At 62.9% G+C, this 26843-nt stretch carries 24 protein-coding genes and 3 tRNA genes; 26 read left to right on the top strand and 1 reads right to left on the bottom strand.

Annotated features, from left to right (window positions below; all coding sequences use genetic code 11):
* Nucleotides 1-8 precede the first annotated feature (8 nt).
* The 17 genes from RBH77_RS18325 (at nt 9) to RBH77_RS18245 (ending at nt 16835) form a co-directional block, all read left to right on the top strand.
* Entirely contained in the window at nt 9-1295 is a 1287-nt protein-coding gene (locus tag RBH77_RS18325) for an NADH-quinone oxidoreductase subunit E (protein ID WP_311029009.1), read from the top strand.
* A gap of 10 nt (nt 1296-1305) precedes the next feature.
* Nucleotides 1306-2610, top strand: coding sequence for an NADH-quinone oxidoreductase subunit NuoF (gene nuoF, locus RBH77_RS18320; protein ID WP_311029008.1), 1305 nt, complete (start codon nt 1306-1308; stop codon nt 2608-2610).
* 114 nt (nt 2611-2724) lie between these two features.
* A complete protein-coding gene (locus RBH77_RS18315; RefSeq protein ID WP_311029007.1) occupies nt 2725-3516 on the top strand; it encodes a helix-hairpin-helix domain-containing protein in 792 nt (263 codons plus the stop codon).
* A 103-nt stretch (nt 3517-3619) separates the two neighbouring features.
* Entirely contained in the window at nt 3620-5719 is a 2100-nt protein-coding gene (nuoG, locus tag RBH77_RS18310) for an NADH-quinone oxidoreductase subunit NuoG (RefSeq protein WP_311029006.1), read from the top strand.
* Nucleotides 5720-5792: 73 nt separating this feature from the next.
* The gene (nuoH, locus tag RBH77_RS18305) at nt 5793-6773 is read left to right on the top strand and encodes an NADH-quinone oxidoreductase subunit NuoH (protein ID WP_311032604.1); all 981 of its coding nucleotides are present in this window, start codon (nt 5793-5795) and stop codon (nt 6771-6773) included.
* Nucleotides 6774-6795: 22 nt separating this feature from the next.
* On the top strand, nt 6796-7287 hold the full coding sequence (gene nuoI / locus RBH77_RS18300) for an NADH-quinone oxidoreductase subunit NuoI (protein ID WP_311029005.1): 492 nt from the start codon (nt 6796-6798) through the stop codon (nt 7285-7287).
* A 129-nt stretch (nt 7288-7416) separates the two neighbouring features.
* Nucleotides 7417-8040 carry an NADH-quinone oxidoreductase subunit J gene (locus RBH77_RS18295; protein WP_311029003.1) on the top strand — a complete coding sequence of 208 codons (624 nt, stop codon included), beginning with the start codon at nt 7417-7419 and terminating at the stop codon, nt 8038-8040.
* Nucleotides 8040-8348 carry an NADH-quinone oxidoreductase subunit NuoK gene (nuoK, locus tag RBH77_RS18290; protein WP_311029002.1) on the top strand — a complete coding sequence of 103 codons (309 nt, stop codon included), beginning with the start codon at nt 8040-8042 and terminating at the stop codon, nt 8346-8348. The genes RBH77_RS18295 and nuoK overlap by 1 nt, the downstream gene beginning before the upstream one ends.
* Before the next feature lies 1 nt (nt 8349).
* Entirely contained in the window at nt 8350-10335 is a 1986-nt protein-coding gene (nuoL, locus tag RBH77_RS18285; protein ID WP_311029001.1) for an NADH-quinone oxidoreductase subunit L, read from the top strand.
* A gap of 1 nt (nt 10336) precedes the next feature.
* On the top strand, nt 10337-11860 hold the full coding sequence (locus RBH77_RS18280; RefSeq protein WP_311029000.1) for an NADH-quinone oxidoreductase subunit M: 1524 nt from the start codon (nt 10337-10339) through the stop codon (nt 11858-11860).
* Nucleotides 11857-13293, top strand: a complete 1437-nt coding sequence (nuoN, locus tag RBH77_RS18275; protein ID WP_311028999.1) for an NADH-quinone oxidoreductase subunit NuoN — start codon at nt 11857-11859, stop codon at nt 13291-13293. Before RBH77_RS18280 ends, nuoN begins: the two co-directional genes overlap by 4 nt.
* The gene (locus RBH77_RS18270; RefSeq protein WP_371832885.1) at nt 13290-14081 is read left to right on the top strand and encodes a biotin--[acetyl-CoA-carboxylase] ligase; all 792 of its coding nucleotides are present in this window, start codon (nt 13290-13292) and stop codon (nt 14079-14081) included. The genes nuoN and RBH77_RS18270 overlap by 4 nt, the downstream gene beginning before the upstream one ends.
* On the top strand, nt 14071-15738 hold the full coding sequence (locus tag RBH77_RS18265) for a ribonuclease J (RefSeq protein WP_311028997.1): 1668 nt from the start codon (nt 14071-14073) through the stop codon (nt 15736-15738). Before RBH77_RS18270 ends, RBH77_RS18265 begins: the two co-directional genes overlap by 11 nt.
* A gap of 39 nt (nt 15739-15777) precedes the next feature.
* Nucleotides 15778-16182: a methylmalonyl-CoA epimerase gene (mce, locus tag RBH77_RS18260; RefSeq protein WP_311028996.1), complete on the top strand. Its 405-nt coding sequence runs from the start codon at nt 15778-15780 to the stop codon at nt 16180-16182.
* A gap of 23 nt (nt 16183-16205) precedes the next feature.
* The gene (locus RBH77_RS18255) at nt 16206-16472 is read left to right on the top strand and encodes a DUF1467 family protein (protein ID WP_311028995.1); all 267 of its coding nucleotides are present in this window, start codon (nt 16206-16208) and stop codon (nt 16470-16472) included.
* A gap of 172 nt (nt 16473-16644) precedes the next feature.
* A tRNA-Tyr gene (locus RBH77_RS18250) sits at nt 16645-16729 on the top strand.
* A gap of 32 nt (nt 16730-16761) precedes the next feature.
* Nucleotides 16762-16835: transfer RNA gene (locus RBH77_RS18245), tRNA-Gly, on the top strand.
* A gap of 62 nt (nt 16836-16897) precedes the next feature.
* Here the strand turns inward: RBH77_RS18245 and RBH77_RS18240 are convergent.
* Complete coding sequence (locus RBH77_RS18240) at nt 16898-17116, bottom strand: hypothetical protein (RefSeq protein WP_311028994.1); 219 nt, start codon at nt 17114-17116, stop codon at nt 16898-16900.
* 247 nt (nt 17117-17363) lie between these two features.
* Here RBH77_RS18240 and tuf point away from each other — a divergent pair, with 247 nt between their 5' ends.
* The 9 genes from tuf (at nt 17364) to rpoB (ending at nt 26753) form a co-directional block, all read left to right on the top strand.
* Nucleotides 17364-18539, top strand: coding sequence for an elongation factor Tu (tuf, locus tag RBH77_RS18235; protein WP_311028980.1), 1176 nt, complete (start codon nt 17364-17366; stop codon nt 18537-18539).
* A gap of 116 nt (nt 18540-18655) precedes the next feature.
* Nucleotides 18656-18731: transfer RNA gene (locus RBH77_RS18230), tRNA-Trp, on the top strand.
* Nucleotides 18732-18991: 260 nt separating this feature from the next.
* On the top strand, nt 18992-19195 hold the full coding sequence (secE, locus tag RBH77_RS18225; RefSeq protein ID WP_311028993.1) for a preprotein translocase subunit SecE: 204 nt from the start codon (nt 18992-18994) through the stop codon (nt 19193-19195).
* 27 nt (nt 19196-19222) lie between these two features.
* The gene (gene nusG, locus RBH77_RS18220; RefSeq protein ID WP_311028992.1) at nt 19223-19750 is read left to right on the top strand and encodes a transcription termination/antitermination protein NusG; all 528 of its coding nucleotides are present in this window, start codon (nt 19223-19225) and stop codon (nt 19748-19750) included.
* A gap of 172 nt (nt 19751-19922) precedes the next feature.
* Nucleotides 19923-20351 (top strand): 50S ribosomal protein L11, encoded by a 429-nt coding sequence (rplK, locus tag RBH77_RS18215; protein ID WP_311028991.1) that lies wholly within the window; start codon nt 19923-19925, stop codon nt 20349-20351.
* Nucleotides 20352-20355: 4 nt separating this feature from the next.
* Nucleotides 20356-21057: a 50S ribosomal protein L1 gene (gene rplA, locus RBH77_RS18210; RefSeq protein WP_311028990.1), complete on the top strand. Its 702-nt coding sequence runs from the start codon at nt 20356-20358 to the stop codon at nt 21055-21057.
* Between the two features lie 374 nt (nt 21058-21431).
* Nucleotides 21432-21950 (top strand): 50S ribosomal protein L10, encoded by a 519-nt coding sequence (gene rplJ / locus RBH77_RS18205; protein ID WP_311028989.1) that lies wholly within the window; start codon nt 21432-21434, stop codon nt 21948-21950.
* A gap of 54 nt (nt 21951-22004) precedes the next feature.
* Entirely contained in the window at nt 22005-22385 is a 381-nt protein-coding gene (gene rplL, locus RBH77_RS18200) for a 50S ribosomal protein L7/L12 (RefSeq protein WP_311028988.1), read from the top strand.
* Between the two features lie 201 nt (nt 22386-22586).
* Complete coding sequence (gene rpoB, locus RBH77_RS18195; protein WP_311028987.1) at nt 22587-26753, top strand: DNA-directed RNA polymerase subunit beta; 4167 nt, start codon at nt 22587-22589, stop codon at nt 26751-26753.
* Nucleotides 26754-26843: the final 90 nt, after the last annotated feature.

The following is a 26843-nucleotide window of genomic DNA, read 5'->3' as shown; positions in this document are numbered from 1 at the left end:
GAGAAGCAATGAGCGTACGCAGATTAGCAGAAGTACAGCCCGACAGCTTTGCTTTCAGCAAGGCCAATGCAGTCGTGGCGAAAAACTGGATCGGTAAATACCCGAAGGGGCGGCAGCAATCGGCCGTGATCCCGCTGCTTATGATCGCGCAGGAGCAGGAAGGCTGGGTTACGCGGCCGGCGATCGAGCAGGTGAGCAAGATGCTCGACATGCCGCTCATCCGCGTGCTCGAGGTCGCAACCTTCTATACGCAATTCCAGTTGAAGCCGGTCGGCACGCGGGCGCACGTACAGGTCTGCGGCACGACGCCCTGCATGCTGCGCGGTGCCGAAGCACTGATGGATGTCTGTCGCGAGAAGATCCATCCCGAACAGTTTCATACGAACGCGGACGGAACGCTGTCCTGGGAGGAGGTCGAGTGCGCCGGCGCCTGCGTGAACGCGCCGATGATCATGATCTTCAAGGATACTTATGAGGATCTGACGCCGGAACGCCTTGCCGAGATCATCGATGCCTTCGAGGCGGGGAAGGGCGCTTCCGTCAAGACCGGAACCCAACTGAAGGACCGCTACACTTCGGAACCTGAAGGCGAGCGTACGACGCTTCTGGACGAAGCCGCGCTCTCGAAGTCGGGCGGAGCCAAGGCAAAATCCGGCGCGGCCAAGAATGGCGCCGCAAAGGAGCCAGCCATTCCGCCGAGCAAGGCGTCGAAGCCGAAGACCCATGCCGCCGAGACCGACGCGAGCGTGAAGTCGCCTTCGCCGAAAAAGGCGACGGGCAAGCAGGAAGATGCCACCAGCGTGCCGCCGCTGCCGCTTAATAAGAAGCGCGCCAACGAGACGCTGGACGATGCCGGCGCTCCCGGCCGTCAGCGCAAGGGAAAGCCGGGCGGTCCTGCGCCGAAGAGCGCCTATAAATCGCCGGAACTACTGAAAGGCGAGCCGATCGGAGCCGACGCCAAGAAGACCAGGGCGGCTGCCAAGGCGCCGCTGGCCGAGGCAAAGCCGACGCTCGATTCGCCGAACCGCCCTGTCGGCATCAAAAAGCCGGCCAAGCCCGACGACCTGAAACTCATTTCGGGCGTTGGCCCCAAGTTCGAGACGATCCTGAACGGGCTCGGCATCTACAAGTTCGAGCAGGTGGCTTCATGGCAGAAGCGCCAGCGCGAATGGGTGGACGGCTACCTGAATTTCTCCGGCCGCATCGAGCGAGACGACTGGGTAAAGCAGGCCAAGGCGCTCGCAAAGGGCGGCGAAGCCGAATACATCCGCGTCTTCGGCAAGAAGCCGCGTTGAGGAGCAGGATATGCTTGCTGATCGGGACCGCATCTTCACCAACATCTACGGCCAGTTCGACCGCTCGCTGAAAGGCGCGATGGCGCGCGGGCATTGGGACGGCACGGCCGGCATCATCGCCAAGGGCCGCGAGTGGATCGTCAACGAGATGAAAGCGTCCGGCCTGCGCGGGCGCGGCGGCGCCGGCTTCCCGACCGGCCTGAAATGGTCGTTCATGCCGAAGACCTCGGACGGCAGGCCTTCCTACCTCGTCGTCAACGCCGATGAGTCGGAGCCCGGCACCTGCAAGGACCGCGACATCATGCGCCACGACCCGCATACGCTGGTCGAAGGCTGCCTGATCGCCGGCTTCGCCATGGGCGCGGAAGCGGCCTACATCTATGTGCGCGGCGAGTTCATCCGCGAGCGCGAGGCGCTCCAGCGCGCGGTCGACGAGGCTTACGAAGCCAAGCTGATCGGCAAGGGCAACAAGAACGGCTGGGATTTCGAGATCATCGTCCATCACGGCGCCGGCGCCTATATCTGCGGCGAGGAGACGGCGCTGCTCGAAAGCCTCGAAGGCAAGAAGGGCCAGCCGCGCCTGAAGCCGCCTTTCCCGGCGAATGTCGGCCTCTATGGCTGCCCGAGCACGGTCAACAACGTCGAGTCGATCGCGGTCGCTCCGACGATCCTGAGGCGCGGCGCGGCATGGTTCGCGGGCATCGGCCGGCCCAACAATACCGGCACCAAGCTTTTCTGCATCTCCGGCCACGTCAACAAGCCGTGCACGGTCGAGGACGCCATGTCGATCCCGTTCCGTGAACTGATCGAGACCCATGCGGGCGGCATTCGCGGCGGCTGGGACAATCTTCTGGCCGTCATCCCGGGCGGCGCCTCGGTGCCGCTGGTGCCGGCGGCCGAGATCATGGACTGCCCGATGGATTTCGACGCGCTGAAGGACCTGAAATCCGGCCTGGGCACGGCGGCTGTCATCGTCATGGACAAGTCGACCGATATCGTGAAGGCGATCGCGCGGCTCTCCTATTTCTACAAGCACGAAAGCTGCGGCCAATGCACGCCCTGCCGCGAGGGCACGGGCTGGATGTGGCGCGTCATGGAGCGGCTGGTGCGCGGCGAGGCGCAGAAGCGCGAGATCGATATGCTGCTCGACGTGACCAAGCAGGTCGAGGGCCACACGATCTGCGCGCTCGGCGACGCGGCGGCGTGGCCGATCCAGGGACTGGTCCGGCACTTCCGCCCGGAGATCGAGCGGCGCATCGACGAGTTCACCCGCAACGCGCACCGCGCCGAACCGGTGCTCGTCGCGGCGGAATAGGAAATTTCAAGAAGACGAGAGTTTCAAAAAGACAAGACGGGGCAGGAAAAAAGGAAACGACAGGAGAGGGTAACGGAAGACCGGCAGGAAGATAATCCCAAGAGGAGAAGACCGATGTCGATATTTCCCATACCCGAGACGTTGATGCCTGACATGAGCAAGATCGAGGCGATGAACAAGGAGTTTGCGGCGCTGCTGTCCCACGGCGACAAGAACTATCCCGCGAACCTGATGATGCATCCGGCGGGAAGCGCGGCGGCAATGTCGGCGCTTTCGATGGGTGTTGCCGGCCATGCCCTCGGCATCTGGATGGGCGCGATGGCTGGTTCCATGGAAGCCACGCGCCAGCTTTGCGAAATGAAGATACCCGGCATGGAAATCTTCGGCTTCGGCGCCAACTGGGATGACAGCGACTGCGATGTCGATGCTGCCAAGCCCGAGCCGAAATCGCCGGTATCGCGCGCGAAATCCGCGGCCAAGACGCTGATGGCCGATCTGGAGAGCGCTTCGGCCGATTTTGTCGGCGCGGCCAGCAAAGTGGCAGGCGCCGCCGGCGGGACCGCGAACGCAAAGCCGTCCGTCAAGGAAGTCAAAGCGTCGCCCGCGCCGGTTCGCGTGACGGATGAAGTGCCGGCCGCGAGCGCCTCCAAGATCCTGCCGGAGGATTTCCGCCGGCCAGGCGCGATCGATAAGCCGGAAAGGCCCGACGATTTGAAACTGATCTCGGGCGTCGGCCCGAAGCTGGAGCAGGTGCTGAACGGCCTTGGCGTCTGGACGTTTGCGCAGATCTCCGGATGGACGGCCGAGGAAATCGCGTGGGTGGACGACTATCTCGCCTTCGCCGGTCGCATCGGGCGCGACGAATGGCTGAAGCAGGCGGCGGAACTGGCGGGGAAAGCCGACTGAGGCGGAAGCCGCGCCGGCGAAAACAGGTTTGAAAAGCGGCCGGGCGGACTGGCCACGGACGTTTGGATGGCATACGAAGCGGCGAACGCCGCAGGGGCAAGGAATGGCTAGACTTAAAGTCGACGGCAAAGAGATCGAGGTGCCCGATCACTACACGCTGCTGCAGGCGGCGGAGGAGGCCGGCGCGGAAATCCCGCGCTTCTGCTTCCATGAGCGGCTTTCGATCGCGGGTAATTGCCGCATGTGCCTTGTCGAGGTGAAGGGCGGGCCGCCCAAGCCGCAGGCTTCCTGCGCGATGGGCGTCCGCGACCTGCGCCCCGGTCCGAACGGCGAGCCGCCGGAAATGTTCACCAACACGCCGATGGTGAAGAAGGCGCGCGAAGGCGTGATGGAGTTCCTGCTCATCAATCATCCGCTCGATTGCCCGATCTGCGACCAGGGCGGCGAATGCGACCTGCAGGACCAGGCGATGGCGTTCGGCGTCGATTCCTCGCGCTTTTACGAGAACAAGCGCGCCGTCGAGGACAAATATATCGGCCCGCTGGTGAAGACGATCATGACGCGCTGCATCCACTGCACGCGCTGCATCCGCTTTACCACCGAGGTCGGCGGTGTCTCCGAACTCGGCGCGACGGGGCGCGGCGAGGATATGGAGATCACCACCTATCTCGAGCGCGCCATGACGTCGGAACTACAAGGCAACGTCATCGACCTCTGCCCTGTCGGCGCGCTGACCGCGAAGCCTTATGCCTTCCAGGCGCGGCCGTGGGAACTCACCAAGACCGAATCGATCGACGTGATGGACGCGGTCGGCTCCGCCATCCGCGTCGATACGCGTGGCCGCGAGGTGATGCGCATCCTGCCGCGCACCAACGACGACGTGAACGAGGAGTGGATTTCCGACAAGACGCGTTTCATCTGGGACGGGCTGAGGACGCAGCGCCTCGACCGGCCCTATGTGCGCAAGGGCGGCAAGCTAGTCGCGGCGACCTGGCCGGAAGCGTTCGAGGCGATCCGCGCTGCGGTTGCGAAGACGAGCGGCGACAGGATCGGCGCGATTGCCGGAGATTTGGCCGCTGTCGAGGAAATGTACGCGCTGAAGCTCCTGATGGCATCGCTCGGCTCGGCCAATATCGATTGCCGGCAGGATGGCGCGGCGCTCGACCCAGCCGGGGGCCGCGCGGGCTACATCTTCAATCCGACCATCGCCGGCATCGAGCAAGCGGACGCTCTGCTTCTGATCGGTTCCAACCCGCGCTTCGAGGCATCGGTGCTCAACGCGCGCATCCGCAAGCGCTCGCGTCAGGGAAATTTTCCGATCGGCGCGGTCGGCGATATCGGCGACCCGCGCTATGACTACGAGGCGCTGGGCGCCGGTCCGGACACGCTGAAGGAACTTCTCGACGGCAAGGGCAAGTTCGTCTCGGCGCTGAAGAAGGCCCAGCGTCCGCTCATCATCGTGGGGCAGGGGGCGTTGGCCCGGCCGGACGGCGGCACGGTGCTCGGCCTTGCGGCGAAGCTCGCCGCCGACCTGAAGGCGGTGCGCGAGGACTGGAATGGTTTTGCCGTGCTGCATAGCGCGGCGGCCCGTGTCGGCGGCCTCGACATCGGCTTCGTGCCCGGTATTGGAGGAAATGGCGAGGGCGGCAAGGACGTGGCCGGTATGATGGGCGGCGCGCTCGACGTGCTCTTCCTACTCGGCGCCGACGAGATGGACATGAGCGCCATCGGCAACGCTTTCACCGTTTATATCGGCACGCATGGCGACGCCGGCGCGCACCGTGCCGACGTGATCCTGCCGGGCTCGGCCTACACGGAGAAGTCCGGCACCTACGTCAACACCGAAGGCCGCGTGCAGATGGCCAATCGTGCCGGTTTCGCGCCGGGGCAGGCGAAGGAGGACTGGGCGATCCTGCGGGCGCTTTCGGATGTCTTCGGCCACAAGCTTCCGTTCGATTCGCTCTCCCAGTTGCGCGCCCGGCTCTATGATGACTATCCGCTGATGGCGGCCATCGACGAAATCCAGCCAGGCGAGACAGCCACGATCGCGAAGCTTGCCAAGGCAGGCGGCCGGCTGGGCAAGGCGCCCTTCGTCCCGCCGGTCAGGGATTTCTACCTGACCAATCCGATCGCGCGTGCCTCCGCCGTCATGGCCGAGTGCTCGGCGCTGGCATCGAACGGCTTCAAGCAGGCGGCGGAATAGGGGCAGGCAAGTGGATCTCTTCTTCGACACCTACGTCCTGCCGGCTCTGATCATCCTCCTGAAATCGGTGGTGATGATCGTCATCCTCTTGGTTGGCGTCGCCCTGATACTCTATGCCGACCGCAAGATATGGGCTGCCGTGCAGTTGCGCCGAGGCCCGAACGTCGTCGGTCCCTGGGGCGTGCTCCAGCCTTTCGCGGACCTGTTCAAATTCGTCTTCAAGGAGCCGGTTATTCCGGCCGGCGCCAACAAGGGCGTGTTCCTGCTGGCGCCTTTGGTGTCGGCGGTGCTGGCGATATCGGCCTGGGCGGTGATCCCCATCGATGCCGGCTGGGCGATCGCCGACATCAATGTCGGTATCCTCTATGTGCTCGCGATCTCGTCGCTCGAGGTCTACGGCGTCATCATGGGGGGCTGGGCGTCGAACTCGAAATACCCGTTCCTCGGCGCGCTGCGTTCGGCGGCGCAGATGGTTTCCTACGAGGTCTCCATCGGCTTCGTCATCATCACCGTGCTTCTCTGCGTCGGTTCGCTCAACCTCACCGACATCGTTATGTCGCAGAAGGACGGGCTCGGCACGCATCTCGGCCTGCCGAACACCTTCCTCGACTGGCACTGGCTGTCGCTCCTGCCGATGTTCGTCGTTTTCTTCATTTCCGCGCTGGCCGAGACCAACCGCCCGCCCTTCGATCTGGTCGAGGCGGAATCGGAGCTCGTTGCCGGACACATGGTCGAATATTCCTCGACGCCGTTCCTGCTCTTCTTCCTCGGGGAATATGTGGCGATCGTACTGATGTGCGCGCTTGCCACGATCCTCTTCCTTGGAGGCTGGTTGCCGCCGCTCGACTTCGCGCCTTTCACCTGGGTACCGGGCTTCATCTGGTTCATCCTGAAGATGCTGCTCATCTTCTTCATGATCTCGCTGGTGAAGGCGTTCGTCCCGCGCTACCGCTACGACCAGTTGATGCGGCTGGGCTGGAAAGTGTTCCTGCCGATCTCGCTGTTCATGGTGGTCGCGACCGCGGTGTTCCTGAAAGTAACGGGGCTGGCATGATGGGTGTCTTCGGAGAAGTCCAATGAGCGCGTTCGCACAGGCGGCGAAATCGCTGATCCTGAAGGAATTCTGGGAAGCCACCGTGCTTTCCCTGAAACTGTTCGTTGCGCCGAAGGCGACGATCAACTATCCGCACGAGAAGAATCCGCAGAGCCCGCGCTTCCGCGGCGAGCATGCCTTGCGCCGTTATCCGAACGGCGAAGAGCGTTGCATCGCCTGCAAATTGTGCGAGGCGATCTGCCCGGCGCAGGCCATCACCATCGAGGCAGGCCCGCGCCGCAACGACGGCACGCGTCGCACGGTGCGCTACGACATCGACATGGTGAAGTGCATCTATTGCGGCTTCTGCCAGGAGGCCTGCCCGGTCGACGCGATCGTCGAGGGACCGAATTTCGAGTTCTCCACGGAGACGCGCGAGGAACTTTATTACGACAAGGAAAAGTTGCTCGCCAACGGCGACCGCTGGGAGCGCGAACTGGCTCGCAATATCCAGTTGGACGCCCCCTATCGGTGACGTCTGGCAAAGTGGACGCGCCAGAAAGGCTCGTCTAAGAGACACGCGATTCTTCGGGCTTGAGCGCAGGGAGAGTCGGAATCGGGAAGGGCGTCTTGTCCCTTCCGGGAAGGGAAACCGGGGGAACCCATGCTGACTGGACTAGAGGCGGCGTTCTTTTACCTCTTCGCCTTCATACTCGTTGGCTCGGCCTTCATGGTGATTGCGGCGCGCAATCCCGTGCACTCGGTGCTGTTCCTGATCCTCGCCTTTTTCAATGCGGCTGGGCTGTTCCTGCTGTCCGGAGCGGAGTTCCTCGCGCTCATCCTGCTCGTCGTCTATGTCGGCGCGGTCCTGGTGCTGTTTCTGTTCGTGGTGATGATGCTCGACGTCGACTTCGCCGAGATGAAGCGGGGCGTGCTCGAATATGCGCCAGCTGGCGCGCTGGTCGGCATCATCCTGCTCGGCGAACTGATCGTGGTTCTCGGCGGCTACACGTTTACGCCCGAGCTTGCCAAGAGCATTGCCAGGCCGATCCCATCCCTGGCGCAGCGCTCCAACACAGGTGCGCTCGGCGACATCCTCTATACCGATTATCTGTTCTATTTCGAGGTCGCCGGCCTGCTGTTGCTGGTGGCGATGGTCGGGGCCATCGTTCTGACATTGCGTCACAAGCAGGCGGTCAAGCGCCAGTCGATCATCGCACAAGTGGCCCGCAACCCAAAGACCGCCGTAAAACTGCACGACGTCAAGACAGGCGAGGGAGTGTCCTGATGGAAGTGGGCATCGCACATTACCTGACCGTATCGGCGATCGTGTTCACGCTCGGTGTCTTCGGTATTTTCCTGAACCGCAAGAACGTGATCGTCATCCTGATGTCGATCGAACTCATCCTGCTCGCGGTCAATCTGAACTTCGTCGCCTTCTCGGCGGCGCTCGGCGATCTTGTCGGTCAGGTCTTTGCGCTCTTTGTGCTGACGGTGGCGGCGGCCGAAGCGGCGATCGGGCTTTCCATCCTCGTCGTCTTCTATCGAAATCGAGGCTCCATCGCCGTCGAAGACGTCAACATGATGAAGGGCTGAAATGTACCAGGCAATTGTCTTCCTGCCCCTCATCGGCTTCCTGATCGCCGGCCTTTTCGGCGGCTCGATCGGGGCCAAGGCGTCGGAGTACGTCACCTCCGGCTTGCTGGTGGTGTCCGCGGTCCTGTCGTGGATCGCCTTCTTCCAGGTCGGCTTCGGAGATGTGGAGACGTTCGTCGTCCCCGTCCTCTCCTTCATGAAATCAGGCGGGCTCGAAGCCGACTGGGCGCTCAGGATCGACACGCTGACCGTGGTGATGCTGGTGGTGGTCAACACCGTCTCGGCGCTGGTCCACATCTATTCGATCGGCTACATGCATCACGATCCCGATCGGCCGCGTTTCTTCGCCTATCTGTCGCTTTTCACCTTCGCCATGCTGGCGCTGGTGACGGCCGACAATCTCATCCAGATGTTCTTCGGCTGGGAAGGCGTCGGCCTCGCCTCCTATCTCCTGATCGGTTTCTGGTACAAGCGGCCTTCCGCCGTCGCCGCTGCGATCAAAGCCTTTGTCGTCAATCGTATCGGCGATTTCGGCTTCCTGCTCGGCATCTTCGGCGTCTTCGTGCTGTTCGGCTCGGTCAATCTCGGCACCATCTTCGCCAATGCCGCAAGCTACCTGCCGGCGGCTGGCGCTGCCGCAGGCGAGCCTGTGCTTACCTTCCTGGGCCATGCGCTCGACAAGCAGGCGGCGATCACGGTGGTGTGCCTGCTCCTTTTCATGGGCGCCATGGGCAAGTCGGCGCAGGTGCCGCTGCACACCTGGCTGCCGGATGCGATGGAAGGCCCGACACCGGTCTCCGCGCTCATCCATGCCGCCACCATGGTCACGGCCGGCGTCTTCATGGTGGCGCGGCTGTCACCGCTCTTCGAGCTTTCCCACACCGCGCTGTTGGTCGTGACCATCATCGGTGCGATCACGGCTTTCTTCGCGGCGACGGTCGGACTGGTGCAGAACGACATCAAGCGCGTGATCGCCTATTCGACCTGCTCGCAGCTCGGCTACATGTTCGTGGCGCTCGGCGTCGGCGCCTATGGCGTCGCCATCTTCCACCTGTTCACCCACGCTTTCTTCAAGGCGCTGCTCTTCCTGTGCTCGGGCTCGGTCATCCACGCCGTCTCCGACGAGCAGGACATGCGCAAGATGGGCGGTCTCAGGAAGCTGATCCCTTACACCTACTGGACGATGATCATCGGCACGCTGTCGCTCACCGGCGTCGGCATTCCGCTGACGATCATCGGTACGGCCGGTTTCATCTCCAAGGACGCCATCGTAGAATCGGCCTTTGCCGGCCAGAACGCGGCCGCGACCTTCGCCTTTATACTGCTCACTGTCGCCGCGGCCTTCACCGCGTTCTACTCATGGCGGCTGATCTTCATGACGTTCCACGGCAAGCCGCGCGCCAGTCATGAGGTCATGCACCACGTGCATGAATCGCCGCCGGTCATGCTGGTGCCGCTCCTGCTGCTTTCGGTCGGCGCGCTCCTGGCAGGCGCTGTGTTCAAGTTCGCGTTCATTGGCGAGGGCTATCACGAGTTCTGGCGCACCGCGCTGTTCACGCTGCCGGGCAACGAGGTCGTCGAGGCTATCCATCACTCGCCCGTGCTGGTCAGTCTTGCGCCGTTCATCGCCATGGTCGTGGGAACCTGGGTCGCCTGGGTATTCTATATCCGCTCGCCCAAGGCGCCGCACGAACTCGCAGAACAGCATCGCGGCCTCTACGCCTTCCTGCTCAACAAGTGGTATTTCGACGAGGTCTACGATTTCCTCTTCGTCAATGGAGCGAAGCGCCTCGGCCATTTCCTGTGGAAGCGCGGCGACGGCACGATCATCGACGGGCTCGGCCCGGACGGCGTCTCGGCGCGTGTCATCGACGTCACCAACCGCGTTGTCCGGCTGCAGACGGGCTATCTCTACCACTACGCTTTCGTGATGCTGATCGGCATCGTCGCGCTCATCACCTGGATGATGCTCGGAGGTTCTCTCTGATATGACCGACTGGCCCATCCTATCGACGGTCACCTTCCTGCCACTGGTCGGCGTCGTCCTCATCCTTTTCATCAGGGACGAGAGCGAGGCGGCGCGGAAGAACATCCGCATGATCGCGCTCCTGACGACGATCGTCACCTTCCTGGTGTCTCTCCTGATCTGGATCGGCTTCAACCCGTCCGATGCCAGCTTCCAGATGGTCGAGAAGCACGAATGGCTGGATTCCGGGATTTCCTACCATATGGGCGTCGACGGCATCTCCATGCTGCTCGTCATCCTGACGACGTTGATGATGGTGTTCACGATCCTGGCAAGCTGGCGGGTTCAGGATCGCGTCAAGCCCTACATGATCGCCTTCCTGGTGTTGGAGATGCTGATGATCGGCGTCTTCTGCGCGCTCGACATCGTCCTGTTCTACGTCTTCTTCGAGGCTGGGCTGATCCCGATGTTCATCATCATCGGGGTGTGGGGCGGCAAGCGGCGCGTCTATGCTTCGTTCAAGTTCTTCCTCTACACGCTGCTCGGCTCGGTGCTGATGCTGCTCGCCATCATGGCGATGTTCTGGCAATCGGGCACGACCGATATTCCAACGCTACTAACGCATAATTTCCCTGTCTCCATGCAGCCATGGCTGTGGTTCGCCTTCTTCGCCTCCTTCGCGGTAAAGATGCCGATGTGGCCGGTGCATACCTGGCTGCCCGACGCGCATGTGGAGGCGCCGACGGCCGGCTCGGTTATCCTGGCGGCGATCCTCTTGAAGATGGGCGGCTACGGTTTCCTGCGCTTCTCGCTGCCGATGTTTCCCGACGCGTCGGCCATGTTCGCGCCCTTCATCTTCACGCTGTCGGTCGTCGCCATCGTCTACACCTCGCTCGTGGCGCTGATGCAGGAGGATATGAAGAAGCTCGTCGCCTACTCCTCCGTCGCTCATATGGGCTTCGTGACGATGGGCATCTTCGCCTTGAACCAGCAAGGCGTGCAGGGAGCTCTCTTCCAGATGATCTCGCATGGCCTGGTCTCCGGCGCGCTCTTCCTTTGCGTCGGCGTCCTCTATGACCGGCAGCATACGCGCGAGATCGCCACCTATGGCGGACTGGTCAACAACATGCCGAAATATGCCGTGGCGCTGATGATCTTCACCATGGCCAATATCGGCCTGCCGGGCACGAGCGGGTTCGTCGGCGAGTTCCTGACGCTGATGGGCGCATTCGAGGCCAATACCTGGGTGGCGCTTTTCGCCACCACGGGCGTCATCCTGTCGGCGGCCTACGCGCTCTGGCTCTATCGGCGCCTCATCTTCGGCGTGCTTTCCAAGGAGACGCTGAAGGGCATGCTCGATCTCTCGACGCGGGAGAAGGCGATCCTTTATCCGCTGATCGTGCTGGTGATCTTCTTCGGCATCTATCCGGCGCCGATCCTCACCGCCACCGCGACCTCCGTCGACAATCTCGTCAACAACGTCACCATCTCCATCCAGGCGGGGCACCGTACCGCTTCGGCGCAGCAACAGGCAATCGCCCGATGACCGCAGACCTCGCAACGAGCCTATCCATAGCGCTGCCCGAACTTATTCTTTCGGTCGGCGCCATGGTCGTTCTGATGATCGGCGTCTATGCCGGCAAGAGCGCGACGGGTGTCGTCAACGTGCTGTCCGTCCTGTTGCTTGCCGCAGCCGCGATCTGGCTGATGACCACGGACGCCAGCGGAGAGGCGTTCGGCGGCGCCATCGTTCTCGACCCGTTCGCGCGCGTGATGATGGTCCTGACGTTGATCGGCTCGGCCGTCGCGCTCGTCATGGCGGTGCGCTTCGCCAGCCACGCCGGCTTCTACAGCTTCGAATATCCGGTGATGATCCTGCTTTCGACCGTCGGCATGATGCTGATGATCTCGGCGCACAACATGATCAGCCTCTACCTCGGGCTGGAACTGCAGAATCTAGGCCTCTACGTCCTTGCCGCCTTCCATCGTGACAATCTGCGCTCGACCGAGTCCGGCCTTAAATATTTCGTGCTGAGCTCGCTCTCCTCCGGGCTTTTGCTTTACGGCATTACGCTGGTCTACGGCTACACCGGCAGCGTCGGCTTCCAGGAGATCGCCTCGGCGCTTTCCGCCGGTCCGCGCTCCATCGGCCTCCTCTTCGGTATCGTCTTCGTGCTCGCCGGCCTGATCTTCAAGATCTCGGCGGTGCCGTTCCATATGTGGACGCCGGACGTCTATGAGGGCGCGCCGACGCCGGTCACCGCGTTCCTTTCCTCCGCGCCGAAGATGGCGGCGATGTCTTTCCTGGTTCGCACCACGGTCGATGCATTCCAGCCGGCGGCCGCGGACTGGCAGCAGGTCATCGTCTTCGTCTCGATCGCGTCGATGGCGCTGGGCTCTTTCGCGGCCATCGGGCAGCGCAATTTCAAACGGCTGATGGCCTATTCCGCGATCGGCCATATGGGCTTCGCGCTGGTGGGGCTTGCCGCCAACACGCCGGCCGGCGTGCGCGGCGTCGTCATCTACATGCTGATCTACCTTGCCATGACGCTCGGCACCTTCGCCTTCATCCTCTCCATGCGGCGCAAGGATGAGCAGGTCGAGAGCATCGACGATCTGGCCGGTCTCGCCACCACCAATCCGATGATGGCGACGATCATGACCATCCTACTCTTCTCGCTCGCCGGCATCCCGCCGCTCGCCGGCTTCTGGGCTAAATGGTACGTCTTCCTCGCCGCGATCAACGCGCATCTCTACGCGCTTGCCGTGATCGGCGTCCTTACCTCGGTGGTCGGCGCGTTCTACTATCTGAGGATCATCAAGATCATGTGGTTCGACGAGGCAGGCAAGGGCTTTTCGCCGATGGCGGCGGAAATGCGCGTCGTCTTCGGGCTCTCCGGCGCCTTCATCCTCTTCTATGTCCTGATCGGTGGGCCGCTCGGGCGCGTGGCCGAGGCCGCCGCAAGGAGCTTCTACTGACGAGCGTGTCGGGACAGCCGATCGCAGGGCTGGCCGCTTATCGCCGCCTCTCGTTGGGCGAGGTCGCCTCGACGAACGCCTCGGCACTGGCAGCGGCCCGCGAAGGTGATGTCGGCAATCTCTGGGTCACCGCCATACGTCAGTCGGCCGGCAAGGGCAGGCGCGGACGAGAATGGGTGTCGGAACCCGGCAATCTATACGCTTCGCTGTTGTTGATCGATCCCGCGCCCGTCTCGCGGATCGGGACGCTGCCGCTGGTGGCCGGGCTCGGTGTATATCGCGCCCTTCGTTCCTTCTTCGCGAACAATCCGCAAGCGCTTGCCATCAAATGGCCGAACGATCTTCTGGTCGACGGACACAAGATCTGTGGCATCCTGCTCGAAAGCGGGACACTTGCGGATGGTCGGCTGGCTGTCGTCATTGGCTGCGGCATCAATTGCTCCACGCATCCCGAAAATCCGCTCTATCCGACGACCGATCTCGCCGAATGTGGCATAGAGGTCGAACCGGAACGGGTGTTCCCATCGCTCGCGGCGGAGATGGCCGGCGTGCTGGCCGAATGGAGCGGCGGCGCCGGCTTCGCTCGCATCCGGGAGGACTGGCTGTTCGCCGCCGACGGCAAGGGCGGCCCGGTTACCATCAGACGGCAGGATAGCGAGACGGCAGGCATTTTCGAGGACATCGACCGGGACGGCTATCTTTTGTTGAACGTGGCGGGTGAACGACGCCGCATCTCCGCGGGCGATCTTTTCTTTTCGACTGGTGAGGGCAGGGCATATGGCGGATAGCAACGAGCTTGTCTTCGTGCCGCTGGGCGGGGTCGGCGAGATCGGCATGAACCTGGCACTCTATGGCTATGGACCTGCGAGCGCGCGCGAATGGATCATCGTCGATTGCGGCGTCACCTTTCCGACGCCCGAACTGCCCGGCGTCGACCTGGTCTTGCCCGATACGCGCTTCATCGAGGAGAACGTTTCCTCGCTCCACGGCATGGTCATCACCCATGCGCACGAGGATCACTACGGCGCTGTGCTCGACATCTGGCCGAGGCTCGGCGGCGTCCCTGTCTGGATGACGCCGTTCACGGCCGGCCTGCTGGCGGCCAAGCGAGCCTCCGAACCGGGCGCGCCGCAGGTGCCGGTGAAGATATACAACGCCGGTGAGCGCTTCATCGTCGGGCCGTTCGAGATCGAGGCGATTGCCGTCAACCATTCTATTCCGGAGCCGGTATCGCTCGCCATCATCTCACCGGCCGGCACCGTCGTCCACACCGGCGACTGGAAGATCGACCCGGAGCCGACCATCGGTCCGCTGATCGACGAGGCGCGGTTCCGCGCTATCGGCGACCGGGGCGTTCTGGCGCTCGTCTGCGATTCCACCAACGCGCTGCGCGAAGGCGAATCGCCGTCCGAAGAAGCGGTGGCAAAAAGCCTCGCCAAATTGATAGCGGAGGCTCCCGGCCGCGTGGCCGTGACGACCTTCTCCTCCAATGTCGGCCGCATCCGCTCGGTTGCGGAAGCCGCGCGAGACGCGGGCCGCAAGGTGATGGTGATGGGCCGCTCGCTGAAGCGCGTCATCGATGTCGCCACCGAGATCGGCTATCTCGAAGGCTTGCCCGAATTCATGGACGAGGACGAATACGGACTGACGCCGCGTGCCGAACTCGTCATCCTGTGCACGGGAAGTCAGGGAGAACCGCGCGCCGCGCTTGCCAAGCTCGCGCGCGACGAGTTCAAGAACGTATCGCTGGCGAAAGGCGATACCGTGATCTTCTCCTCGCGCGTCATCCCCGGCAACGAGAAGGCGATCCTTTCCATCAAGAACGGCCTCATCGACCAGGGCGTGACGGTCATCGAGGATTCGGACGCGCTGGTGCACGTGTCCGGTCATCCGCGCCGCAACGAGTTGAGGCGCATGTATGAATGGCTGAAGCCGAAGATTGCCGTGCCGGTGCATGGCGAAGCGGCGCATCTTGTCGCGCACGCGGAACTGGCGAAGGCAGCCGGCGTCGCCGACGTGCCGAGAGTCCGCGACGGCGACATGGTACGGCTCTCGCCCGGCAAGGCGGAAGTGGTCGACCAGGTGCCGTTCGGCCGCGTCTATAAGGACGGCAAGCTGATCGGTGGCGATGAGGCGGTCGGCCTCAAGGAGAGGCGGAAGCTTTCCTTCGCGGGGCATGTGGCCGTCAATGTCGTCCTCGATGACGGCTATGAGATGGCCGGCGATCCGGATCTCGCCGCGATGGGCCTGCCGAAGGAAGACGCGACGGGAGAGGATTTCGAGGAGCTTCTGGTCGACGCCGCTGTCGGCGCCATCGACAGCATCCCGCGCCAGCGGCGCCGCGATCTCGATCTTGTCTCGGATGCCGTCCGCCGTGCCGTGCGCGCCGCCGCCAACGAGGCCTGGGGCAAAAAGCCCATCGTCACCGTCTTCGTTACGCGATAGGGAGCGAGCCTCGAAGGACGCACGAATAGGAATGTAGCCATGCTCGGCCGTCTCAACCACGTTGCCATTGCCGTTCCCGATCTCGCGGCCGCGGCTGCCTCCTATCGTGATACGCTCGGCGCGAAGGTCGGCGAACCGCAGGCCTTGCCGGAGCATGGCGTCACCGTCGTCTTCATAGACGTGGGCAACACCAAGATCGAACTGCTGGAGCCGTTGGGCGAAGCTTCGCCGATCGCCGCTTTCCTCGAGAAGAACCCGTCCGGTGGCATGCACCATGTCTGCTATGAGGTCGGCGACATTCTGGCGGCCCGCGACCGGCTGAGGGCGGCAGGCGCTCGTGTGCTTGGCGATGGCGAGCCGAAGAGCGGCGCGCATGGCAAACCGGTGCTGTTCCTTCATCCGAAGGATTTCCAGGGCACGCTGATCGAACTCGAACAGGCCTGATCGAGGCCGGACGGGACGCCGGGATGGGCTGGATCACGATCGCCGCGCTTTTCTTCGTCATCTGGTGGGTGATGCTGTTCGCTTCGCTCCCGATCGTTTTTCACAAATCGGGAAGTCAAGCGGACGAGTCCTCCGAAGGCGGGACCGACACCCGGAGGAAGTCGAGACGCGGTCTCGTCGTCATTCTGGTCAACACGCTGGCTACCGCCGTCATCGTCGGGGCGCTAGCCGTTGCCGTCAATATCTACGGCCTCAACCCCGATGTCTTTCCGCATATTATTCCGGAATGAGAAGAACGGTTGCGGCACGGCGCGAGCGGTTTGTATCGCGCCTTGCGATCCTCGGTCAGCGCGGTTGACAGGGCAGGGGCTTCTCGCCATAAGGCCCATCGCGAGGGCGGCGCGTGCCAAGGCATGCAGTGCGTTCGCAAAGCGTCTGGTCGCATGGCTCCGGCGAAAGCACGGAGGGGTGTCCGAGTGGTTAAAGGAGACGGACTGTAAATCCGTTGGCTAAGCCTACGCTGGTTCGAATCCAGCCCCCTCCACCAGCGCCGTAGCCGCCGCAGCCCGATAAAGGGGCGCGGGTGTAGCTCAATGGTAGAGCAGCAGCCTTCCAAGCTGAATACGAGGGTTCGATTCCCTTCACCCGCTCCAACTCTCAATGTCTGAAACTGTCTGCTTTCGATGAAAGCGCGGCTCGTGGCCGGAACGCCGGGTCAGCCGGCCTTGCAGACAAGCTTGCTCTCCGACTTCAAGCCGCCGCTCGTCGTCGGTCCTTCGAGCGAGACATGCTTGCCTTTAGCTTCCGCGCGCAACTTCGCCAGTTCGCTCTCGCAAGTGGCCTTCGTTTGATAATGCGCCGATTGCAGCGGCGTGCAGCTATTGAGGTCCGCGTGTCCGATATAGGTGCTGCACAGCAAGATCATGAAGGTCATCGCGCATCCTCTCCAACCCGTCCCCGCAGAAAGCTCATGCCCGGTATTCGGGGCTCAATTGCGGCGGCTCCAACCGAAGCCGGGCTATTTAAATCCACGTGTCGCGCACCTAAATATGGGCTTTCAGGAAATCGTGCAGTGATTCCGGTGCGGGACTCTTGTCGAAAGAGGGCTTGAGTTCTTCGGCTGTTGCCGCTAATCGCCCCGCATCCGGTTAAAAGCTGCTCGAAAGAACCAGGGATAGAAAATGGCCAAAGCGAAATATGAGCGTACGAAGCCGCATGTGAACATTGGGACGATTGGTCATGTTGACCATGGGAAGACGTCGTTGACGGCAGCGATCACGAAGTTTTTCGGGGAGTTCAAGGCGTACGACCAGATTGACGCGGCTCCGGAGGAGAAGGCGCGTGGAATTACCATTTCCACCGCCCATGTGGAGTACGAGACGGACAAGCGGCATTACGCGCATGTGGATTGCCCGGGTCACGCGGACTATGTGAAGAACATGATCACGGGTGCCGCGCAGATGGACGGCGCGATCCTGGTTGTGAGTGCGGCGGACGGCCCGATGCCGCAGACGCGCGAGCACATTCTCCTGGCGCGTCAGGTCGGCGTTCCCTCGATCGTGGTGTTCTTGAACAAGTGCGACCAGGTGGACGATGCGGAGCTTCTGGAGCTTGTCGAGCTCGAGGTTCGCGAGCTTCTGTCGAAGAACGAGTTCCCCGGCGACGACATTCCGATCGTGAAGGGTTCGGCGCTGGTTGCGCTGGAAGACGGCGACAAGAAGCTTGGCGAGGATGCGATCCGCGAACTGATGGCGGCGGTGGATTCCTACATCCCGACGCCGGAGCGTCCGATCGACCAGCCGTTCCTGATGCCGATCGAGGACGTGTTCTCGATCTCGGGCCGCGGCACGGTCGTTACGGGTCGCGTCGAGCGCGGCATCGTGAAGGTTGGCGAGGAACTCGAGATCGTCGGCATCCGTCCGACGCAGAAGACGACGTGCACGGGTGTGGAGATGTTCCGCAAGCTTCTGGACCAGGGCCAGGCGGGCGACAACATCGGCGCGCTGTTGCGCGGCATCGACCGCGAGGGCGTTGAGCGCGGCCAGGTTCTGTGCAAGCCCGGTTCGGTGAAGCCGCACACGAAGTTCAAGGCGGAGGCGTACATCCTGACGAAGGAGGAGGGAGGCCGTCATACGCCGTTCTTCACCAACTACCGTCCGCAGTTCTACTTCCGCACGACGGACGTGACGGGGATCGTGACGTTGGCCGAGGGCACCGAGATGGTGATGCCGGGCGACAACGTGACGGTGGACGTGGAACTGATCGTGCCGATCGCCATGGAGGAGAAGCTGCGCTTCGCCATCCGCGAAGGCGGCCGCACCGTCGGCGCCGGCGTCGTCGTCTCGATCAAGGAATAAGAGGGTATGGGGAGCGGCTTGTCGCCGCTCCCCGATCCATAAGGCGACGCGATCCGCCTTGCCAAGCGCCGGCAAACCGACTATCCGGTCTTCGCCCCGCTGACGGGGCCGGCGATAGGGGTATAGCTCAGTTGGTAGAGCGGCGGTCTCCAAAACCGCAGGTCGGGGGTTCGAGCCCCTCTGCCCCTGCCATCCGCCGGGCGGAGTTTTGCGGTGGAAAGGGCTTGCGCCGGAAGGCTGGAGCCTTTATGTAACGGGCAAGCAAGGTGCGTGGAGCCTGGGATTCGGCTTGACGCGCCTGAATTGCATGGAAAAATATAGCCGATTCGGTTGTGGGTCGCGTGCAGGGCGCGATTTATGCGGCCGGTTAAGGCGACAGGGGCCGGGCTCCCGGCTTAGGGCGAGGCGATCTGGCGTGCCGGACGCTACGATAAGAGCGGCAAGAGCAGCATATGGCGTCAAAAACGACGAATCCTTTTACCTTTCTCCAGCAGGTGCGGGCGGAAGGCTCGAAGGTCACGTGGCCGACCCGTCGGGAGACGCTGATTTCCTCGTTGATGGTGATCGCGATGTCGTTCCTGGCCGCGATCTTCTTCTTCGCCGCTGACCAGATCATGAGCCTGGGGGTCGAGTTCATTCTCGGCCTCGGACGATAACACCGGCGATTACGGAGAGAATCTGAGATGACTGCGCGGTGGTACATCGTCCACGCCTACTCGAATTTCGAGAAGAAGGTCGCCGAGGACATCGAGAACAAGGCCAAGCAGAAGGGCCTTGGCGATGCGATCGAGCAGATCGTCGTGCCGACCGAGAAGGTCGTCGAGGTACGGCGCGGCCGCAAGGTCGATGCCGAGCGCAAGTTCTTTCCGGGTTATGTGCTGGTCCGCGCCAATCTCACCGACGCGGTGTTCAGCCTCATTAAGAATACGCCGAAAGTGACGGGTTTTCTTGGCGATTCCAAGCCGGTGCCGATCACGGATGCGGAGGCCGAACGCATCCTGCATCAGGTGCAGGAGGGCGTCGAGCGGCCGAAGCCGTCGATCACCTTCGAGATCGGCGAGCAGGTGAGGGTGGCCGACGGGCCTTTCGCCTCGTTCAACGGCTCGGTGCAGGAAGTGGACGAGGAGCGTTCGCGCCTGAAGGTCGAGGTTTCGATCTTCGGCCGAGCGGTGCCCGTCGATCTGGAGTTCGGGCAGGTCGAGAAGACCTGACCGGAAATCCGCGCGGCCGCCTCGGTGGCGCGCGGAAGGCGGGGCGCATGCCCGGCCTGAACGGTGGGAGGAAGGGCGGCCTGGCCGGCCGTTGACTTCCGGACCACCAACTGCGGTCGCTGGCTCCTTGGAATGAGGATCGGCCGGCAAAAAATGAAAGAGGCAGAGAGATATGGCTAAGAAAGTTGCAGGCCAGCTCAAGCTCCAGGTCCCGGCCGGATCGGCGACGCCGTCGCCCCCGATCGGCCCGGCGCTCGGTCAGCGTGGCATCAACATCATGGAGTTCTGCAAGGCGTTCAACGCGCAGAGCCAGGAGATGGAAAAAGGTTCGCCGATCCCGGTGGTGATCACCTACTACCAGGACAAGTCGTTCACCTTCACCATGAAAACGCCGCCGGTGGCCTACTTCCTGAAGAAGGCTGCGAAGCTCAAATCCGGCTCGAAGGAGCCCGGAAAGGTCAGCGCCGGCAAGGTCGACCGGGCAAAGGTGCGCGAGATCGCCGAAGCGAAGATGAAGGACCTCAACGCCAACGACGTCGAGGCCGCGATGCGCATGGTCGAGGGTTCCGCCCGCTCCATGGGCCTGGAAGTGGTGGGCTGATCCGATGGCACAGAAGATTGCAAAACGCGTTGCCAAGGCCCGCGAGGGTATCGACCGCGACAAGAGCTATTCGCTCGATGACGCCGTGAAGCTCCTCAAGGAGCGGGCGACCGCCAAATTCGACGAGACGATCGAGATTGCGATGAATCTCGGTGTCGATCCGCGCCATGCCGACCAGATGGTCCGCGGTGTGGTCAATCTGCCGAACGGTACGGGCCGCAACGTCCGTGTCGCCGTCTTTGCCAAGGACGCGAAGGCGGAGGAGGCCAAGGCCGCCGGAGCCGACATCGTCGGCGCGGAGGATCTCGTGGCCAAAGTGCAGGGCGGCGAGATCGATTTCGACCGCTGTATCGCAACGCCCGACATGATGCCGCTGGTCGGCCGTCTGGGTAAGGTGCTCGGCCCGCGCGGCATGATGCCGAACCCGAAGGTCGGTACGGTTACGGCCGATGTGGCCGCTGCCGTCAAGGCGTCCAAGGGCGGTGCGGTCGAGTTCCGCGTCGAGAAGGCCGGCATCGTGCATGGCGGCGTCGGCAAGGCCTCTTTCGATGCGGGCAAGATCGCGGAGAACGCGCGCGCTTTCGCCGATGCGGTCATCAAGGCCAAGCCGACAGGCGCAAAGGGCAACTACGTCAAGAAGGTCTCCATGACCTCGACGATGGGCCCGGGCCTCAAGATCGACGTGTCAAGCCTGACGGCGTCCTGATTTTCCGCGGGCTGGCTCCGGCTGGCCCGCGCATCAAGAATTCCGGCCCCTCGCCAGAGGGTCCGGATACCGGAGGCCCACAAGGCTTCCGGAATCCTGTCCGAGATTGCGGGTGGCTCGCCTTAATTCCCATGGAGCCTGCATGAGACGGGTAAGAGCCGATTGAAGGACGTTCCGGCTGAGCCGGTCGTCCGGAATGAGGTTCGAACCGTGTTTGCCTTTTGCCTCACCTGCCTCTCCGGCTCAGGAGCGGCATGGCGAAAGGGGGCAGGATCCTCGAACGCCGTTCGGGTCGATCCTTCTGGATAGCCCGCCCGGCAAAAGGCAACCGGCAGCCGTTCCCGCAAGGGGCGGTCGCCAACTGGAGATAGGCAGTGGATAGAGCGGAAAAGCGCGAATTCGTCACGGGCCTGAACGACGTGTTCAAGAGCACGGGTTCGGTGGTCGTGGCCCACTATGCCGGTCTGACCGTTGCGCAAATGAACGACCTCAGGTCGAAAATGCGCGCCGCGGGCGGCACCGTCAAAGTCGCGAAGAACCGTCTCGCCATCATCGCTCTTCAGGGCACGGAATCCGAAGGCATGCAGGCGCTGTTCAAGGGACAGACGCTGATTGCCTATTCGGATGATCCGGTCACGGCACCGAAGGTCGCATCCGACTTCGCCAAGACGAATGACAATCTCGTCATTCTCGGCGGAGCGATGGGGTCGACCACGCTCGATGCGGACGGGGTCAAGGCGCTTGCGGCCTTGCCTTCGCTCGACGAGCTCAGGGCCAGGATCGTCGGCATGATCTCCACGCCGGCGACCCGGATCGCACAGATCGTCAACGCACCGGCGGGCCAGCTTGCCCGTGTGTTTGGCGCTTATGCCCGGAAGGACGAGGCGGCATGAGGCCGTTCCTCGCTGTCATCGAAACACGTTCGAACCTTGTAAAGGAATATTGAAATGGCTGATCTCTCAAAGATCGTTGAAGACCTGTCGAAGCTGACCGTCCTCGAGGCGGCCGAGCTTTCGAAACTGCTCGAAGAGAAGTGGGGCGTTTCCGCCGCCGCTCCGGTGGCCGTCGCTGCTGCCGGCGGCGCTGGTGCCGCCGCTGCGGCTCCGGCCGAAGAGAAGACGGAATTCGATGTCATTCTCGCCGAAGCCGGCGCCCAGAAGATCAACGTCATCAAGGAAGTCCGCGCCATCACCGGTCTTGGCCTGAAGGAAGCCAAGGATCTGGTCGAAGGTGCTCCGAAGGCGGTGAAGGAAGCCGTTTCCAAGGACGAAGCGGAAAAGATCAAGGCCCAGCTCGAAGGAGCCGGCGCCAAGGTCGAGTTGAAGTAGTCGATCGCATTGTCGGGCCGGCGGACTTCTCCGTCCGCCGGCCCCGCGATCGGGAGGAAGAACCCTTTTCCCGTGGGCCGCGAGCGGCCTTCGGGAAACGGGTTTTCTCCGTTTTGAACGGGCCGCCGGCCGAATAAGTCGGCAAGTCCGGTGCAGGTAGCAAGATAAGGCAGCCAGGATTGGCAGCAAGAAGGAGCGACGATGGCCCAGACCCAGACGTTTAATGGCCGCAGGCGCGTGCGCAAGTTTTTCGGCAAGATCCCCGAAGTCGCGGAGATGCCGAACCTGATCGAAGTCCAGAAGGCTTCCTACGACCAGTTCCTCATGGTCGAGGAGCCTGAGGGCGGCCGTTTGGACGAAGGTCTGCAGGCAGTATTCAAGTCCGTCTTCCCGATTTCCGATTTCTCGGGATCTTCGATGCTGGAATTCGTGAAGTACGAGTTCGAGGCGCCGAAGTTCGACGTCGACGAATGCCGTCAGCGTGATCTGACCTATGCGGCGCCGCTGAAGGTGACGCTGCGCCTCATCGTGTTCGATATCGACGAGGACACGCAGGCCAAGTCCATCAAGGACATCAAGGAGCAGGACGTCTACATGGGCGACATGCCGCTCATGACGTCGAACGGCACCTTCATCATCAACGGCACCGAGCGCGTGATCGTGTCGCAGATGCACCGTTCGCCGGGCGTCTTCTTCGATCACGACAAGGGCAAGTCGCATTCTTCGGGCAAGCTGCTCTTTGCGGCGCGCGTCATTCCTTATCGTGGATCGTGGCTCGATATCGAGTTCGATTCCAAGGACATCGTGCACGCCCGCATCGACCGCCGCCGCAAGATTCCGGTGACCAGCCTTCTGATGGCGCTCGGCATGAACGGCGAGGAGATCCTGTCTACCTATTACGACAAGATCACCTATCAGCGTGACGGCGACCATTGGCGCATCCCGTTCAACGTCGAGCGTTTCCGCGGCCTCAAGGCCGTCGGCGACCTTGTCGATGCCGACACGGGCGAGATCGTCGTGGAAGCCGGCAAGAAGATCACCGCACGTCAGGCGCGCCAGCTTGCCGAAAAGGGCTTGAAGGCGATCAAGGCGACCGACGAGGACCTGGTCGGCTCCTACATCGCCGAGGACATCGTCAACCCGGAGACGGGCGAGATCTATCTCGAGGCCGGCGACGAACTGGAGATGACGGTCGATGCGAAGTCGGGCGAGCGCAAGGGCAATCTTGTCGATCTCCTGGCCTCGAACGCGGACCAGATCGAGATCCTCGACATCGACCACGTCAATGTCGGCGCCTATATCCGCAACACGCTGGCCGTCGACAAGAACGAGTCGCGCCAGGAAGCGCTGTTCGACATCTACCGGGTGATGCGCCCGGGCGAGCCGCCGACGCTGGAGACGGCGGAAGCGATGTTCAATTCGCTGTTCTTCGATTCGGAACGTTACGATCTTTCGGCCGTCGGCCGGGTCAAGATGAACATGCGTCTTGAACTCGACTGTCCCGATACTGTGCGCGTGCTGCGCAAGGAAGACATCCTTGCCGTCGTCAAGACGCTGGTTGAACTCCGAGACGGCAAGGGCGAGATCGACGATATCGACAATCTCGGCAACCGTCGCGTGCGCTCTGTCGGCGAATTGATGGAGAATCAGTACCGCGTCGGGCTGCTCCGCATGGAGCGTGCGATCAAGGAGCGCATGTCCTCGATCGAGATCGACACGGTCATGCCGCAGGACCTGATCAACGCCAAGCCGGCGGCGGCCGCCGTGCGCGAGTTCTTTGGCTCCTCGCAACTTTCGCAGTTCATGGACCAGACCAACCCACTCTCCGAGATCACGCACAAGCGTCGCCTCTCCGCGCTTGGGCCGGGTGGCCTGACCCGCGAGCGCGCCGGCTTCGAGGTGCGCGACGTCCACGTCACGCATTATGGCCGTATCTGTCCGATCGAGACGCCGGAAGGCCCGAATATCGGCCTTATCAACAGCCTGGCGACTTTTGCTCGCGTCAATAAATACGGCTTCATCGAGAGCCCGTACCGCAAGATCGTCGACGGCAGGGTATCGAGCGATGTCGTCTATCTGTCGGCGATGGAGGAGGCCAAGCACTATGTTGCGCAGGCCAACGCCGAACTCGACAAGAACGGCGCCTTCGCCGATGAATTCGTCATCTGCCGCCATGCGGGCGAAGTAATGATGGCTCCGCGCGAGAACGTCGACCTGATGGACGTTTCGCCGAAGCAGATGGTGTCGGTCGCCGCGGCGCTCATCCCGTTCCTCGAGAATGACGACGCCAACCGCGCCCTGATGGGCTCGAACATGCAGCGTCAGGCCGTGCCGCTGGTGCGTGCCGAGGCTCCGTTCGTCGGCACCGGCATGGAACCGGTGGTGGCGCGCGATTCCGGTGCCGCGATCGGTGCTCGCCGGGGCGGCGTGGTCGACCAGGTCGACGCGACGCGTATCGTCATCCGCGCGACCGAGGACATCGAGCCGGGCAGGTCCGGCGTCGACATCTATCGGCTGCAGAAGTTCCAGCGGTCGAACCAGTCCACCTGCATCAACCAGCGCCCGCTGGTGCGCATGGGCGACCGCGTGAACAAGGGCGACATCATCGCCGACGGCCCCTCGACGGATCTCGGCGATCTGGCGCTCGGCCGCAACGTGCTCGTCGCCTTCATGCCGTGGAACGGCTACAACTATGAGGACTCCATCCTCCTCTCCGAGCGCATCGTCGCCGACGACGTCTTCACCTCGATCCATATCGAGGAGTTCGAGGTCATGGCGCGCGACACCAAGCTCGGGCCGGAGGAGATCACGCGCGACATCCCGAATGTGTCGGAAGAGGCGCTGAAGAACCTCGACGAGGCCGGCATCGTCTATATCGGCGCGGAAGTGCAGCCAGGCGACATCCTGGTCGGCAAGATCACGCCGAAGGGCGAAAGCCCGATGACGCCGGAAGAGAAGCTTCTGCGCGCCATCTTCGGCGAGAAGGCTTCCGACGTCCGTGACACCTCCATGCGCATGCCGCCCGGGGCGTTCGGCACGGTCGTGGAAGTGCGCGTCTTCAACCGCCACGGCGTGGAGAAGGACGAGCGCGCCATGGCGATCGAGCGCGAGGAGATCGAGCGTCTCGCCAAGGACCGCGACGACGAGCAGGCGATCCTCGACCGCAACGTCTACAGCCGCCTCAGCGACATGCTCGACGGCAAGGAGGCGATCGCCGGTCCGAAGGGCTACAAGAAGGGCAGCAAGCTCAACGCCGAGATGCTGGCAGAGTATCCGCGCTCGCAGTGGTGGCAGTTCGCCGTCGAGGACGGAAAGCTGCAGGGCCAGCTCGAGGCGTTGCGCGGCCAGTACGACGATTCCAAGAGCGCGCTCGAACAGCGCTTCATGGACAAGGTCGAGAAGGTGCAGCGCGGCGACGAGATGCCGCCCGGCGTGATGAAGATGGTCAAGGTCTTCGTCGCGGTGAAGCGCAAGATGCAGCCGGGCGACAAGATGGCCGGCCGTCACGGCAACAAGGGTGTCGTGTCGCGCATCGTGCCGGTCGAGGACATGCCGTTCCTGGAGGACGGTACGCATGTCGACATCGTGCTCAATCCGCTCGGCGTGCCGAGCCGCATGAATGTCGGCCAGATCCTCGAGACGCATCTCGGCTGGGCCTGCGCCGGCATGGGCAGGCAGATCGGCGAATTGATCGAGGCCTACAAGGAGAGCGGCAACATCAAGCCGCTCAGGGCCAAGGTCGAGAACCTGATCCCGTCGAACGACCGCAACGAGCCGGTGAGGAGCTACGACGACGAGTCGGTCGTCCGCCTCGCCGACCAGATGAAGCGCGGCGTGTCGATCGCCACGCCGGTATTCGACGGCGCGCACGAGTCCGACATCAACGGCATGCTGGAAGAGGCGGGCCTCAATTCCAGCGGCCAGTCGACGCTCTATGACGGACGCACGGGCGAACCTTTCGATCGCAAGGTGACGGTGGGCTACATATATATGCTCAAGCTTCACCATCTCGTGGACGACAAGATCCACGCGCGTTCGATCGGACCGTACAGCCTGGTCACCCAGCAGCCGCTGGGCGGCAAGGCGCAGTTCGGCGGCCAGCGTTTCGGCGAGATGGAGGTGTGGGCGCTCGAAGCCTATGGCGCCGCCTACACGCTGCAGGAGATGCTGACGGTGAAGTCGGACGACGTGGCCGGCCGCACCAAGGTCTACGAGGCGATCGTCAGAGGCGACGACACGTTCGAGGCGGGCATTCCCGAAAGCTTCAACGTGCTGGTCAAGGAGATGCGCTCGCTCGGCCTCAATGTCGAACTGGAGAATACCCAGGTCGAGGAACAGCCGGTCAGGATTCCGGACGCCGCTGAGTAACATCGAGGGGGAGGGGTGCTTCGGTGCCCCTCCCTCGACCTCGCTTCGCACGGCCGCCTTTCCCCAGGCATTGGCCGGGCGCGAAGGCAA

Origin of the sequence: Mesorhizobium koreense, assembly GCF_031656215.1 — a bacterium.
GTDB classification, from domain to species: Bacteria; Pseudomonadota; Alphaproteobacteria; order Rhizobiales; family Rhizobiaceae; genus Mesorhizobium_L; species Mesorhizobium_L koreense.
The sequence above is the reverse complement of the archived record's forward strand: the minus strand, read 5'-3'. Positions and strand labels throughout refer to the sequence as shown.

Bases quoted from the DNA above. Each gene is read 5' to 3' on its own strand.
- RBH77_RS18325 (WP_311029009.1), top strand. From the start codon at position 9: ATGAGCGTACGCAGATTAGCAGAAGTACAGCCCGACAGCTTTGCTTTC.
- nuoF (WP_311029008.1), top strand. From the start codon at position 1,306: ATGCTTGCTGATCGGGACCGCATCTTCACCAACATCTACGGCCAGTTC.
- RBH77_RS18315 (WP_311029007.1), top strand. From the start codon at position 2,725: ATGTCGATATTTCCCATACCCGAGACGTTGATGCCTGACATGAGCAAG.
- nuoG (WP_311029006.1), top strand. From the start codon at position 3,620: ATGGCTAGACTTAAAGTCGACGGCAAAGAGATCGAGGTGCCCGATCAC.
- nuoH (WP_311032604.1), top strand. From the start codon at position 5,793: ATGATCGTCATCCTCTTGGTTGGCGTCGCCCTGATACTCTATGCCGAC.
- nuoI (WP_311029005.1), top strand. From the start codon at position 6,796: ATGAGCGCGTTCGCACAGGCGGCGAAATCGCTGATCCTGAAGGAATTC.
- RBH77_RS18295 (WP_311029003.1), top strand. From the start codon at position 7,417: ATGCTGACTGGACTAGAGGCGGCGTTCTTTTACCTCTTCGCCTTCATA.
- nuoK (WP_311029002.1), top strand. From the start codon at position 8,040: ATGGAAGTGGGCATCGCACATTACCTGACCGTATCGGCGATCGTGTTC.
- nuoL (WP_311029001.1), top strand. From the start codon at position 8,350: ATGTACCAGGCAATTGTCTTCCTGCCCCTCATCGGCTTCCTGATCGCC.
- RBH77_RS18280 (WP_311029000.1), top strand. From the start codon at position 10,337: ATGACCGACTGGCCCATCCTATCGACGGTCACCTTCCTGCCACTGGTC.
- nuoN (WP_311028999.1), top strand. From the start codon at position 11,857: ATGACCGCAGACCTCGCAACGAGCCTATCCATAGCGCTGCCCGAACTT.
- RBH77_RS18265 (WP_311028997.1), top strand. From the start codon at position 14,071: ATGGCGGATAGCAACGAGCTTGTCTTCGTGCCGCTGGGCGGGGTCGGC.
- mce (WP_311028996.1), top strand. From the start codon at position 15,778: ATGCTCGGCCGTCTCAACCACGTTGCCATTGCCGTTCCCGATCTCGCG.
- RBH77_RS18255 (WP_311028995.1), top strand. From the start codon at position 16,206: ATGGGCTGGATCACGATCGCCGCGCTTTTCTTCGTCATCTGGTGGGTG.
- RBH77_RS18240 (WP_311028994.1), bottom strand. From the start codon at position 17,116: ATGACCTTCATGATCTTGCTGTGCAGCACCTATATCGGACACGCGGAC.
- tuf (WP_311028980.1), top strand. From the start codon at position 17,364: ATGGCCAAAGCGAAATATGAGCGTACGAAGCCGCATGTGAACATTGGG.
- secE (WP_311028993.1), top strand. From the start codon at position 18,992: ATGGCGTCAAAAACGACGAATCCTTTTACCTTTCTCCAGCAGGTGCGG.
- nusG (WP_311028992.1), top strand. From the start codon at position 19,223: ATGACTGCGCGGTGGTACATCGTCCACGCCTACTCGAATTTCGAGAAG.
- rplK (WP_311028991.1), top strand. From the start codon at position 19,923: ATGGCTAAGAAAGTTGCAGGCCAGCTCAAGCTCCAGGTCCCGGCCGGA.
- rplA (WP_311028990.1), top strand. From the start codon at position 20,356: ATGGCACAGAAGATTGCAAAACGCGTTGCCAAGGCCCGCGAGGGTATC.
- rplL (WP_311028988.1), top strand. From the start codon at position 22,005: ATGGCTGATCTCTCAAAGATCGTTGAAGACCTGTCGAAGCTGACCGTC.
- rpoB (WP_311028987.1), top strand. From the start codon at position 22,587: ATGGCCCAGACCCAGACGTTTAATGGCCGCAGGCGCGTGCGCAAGTTT.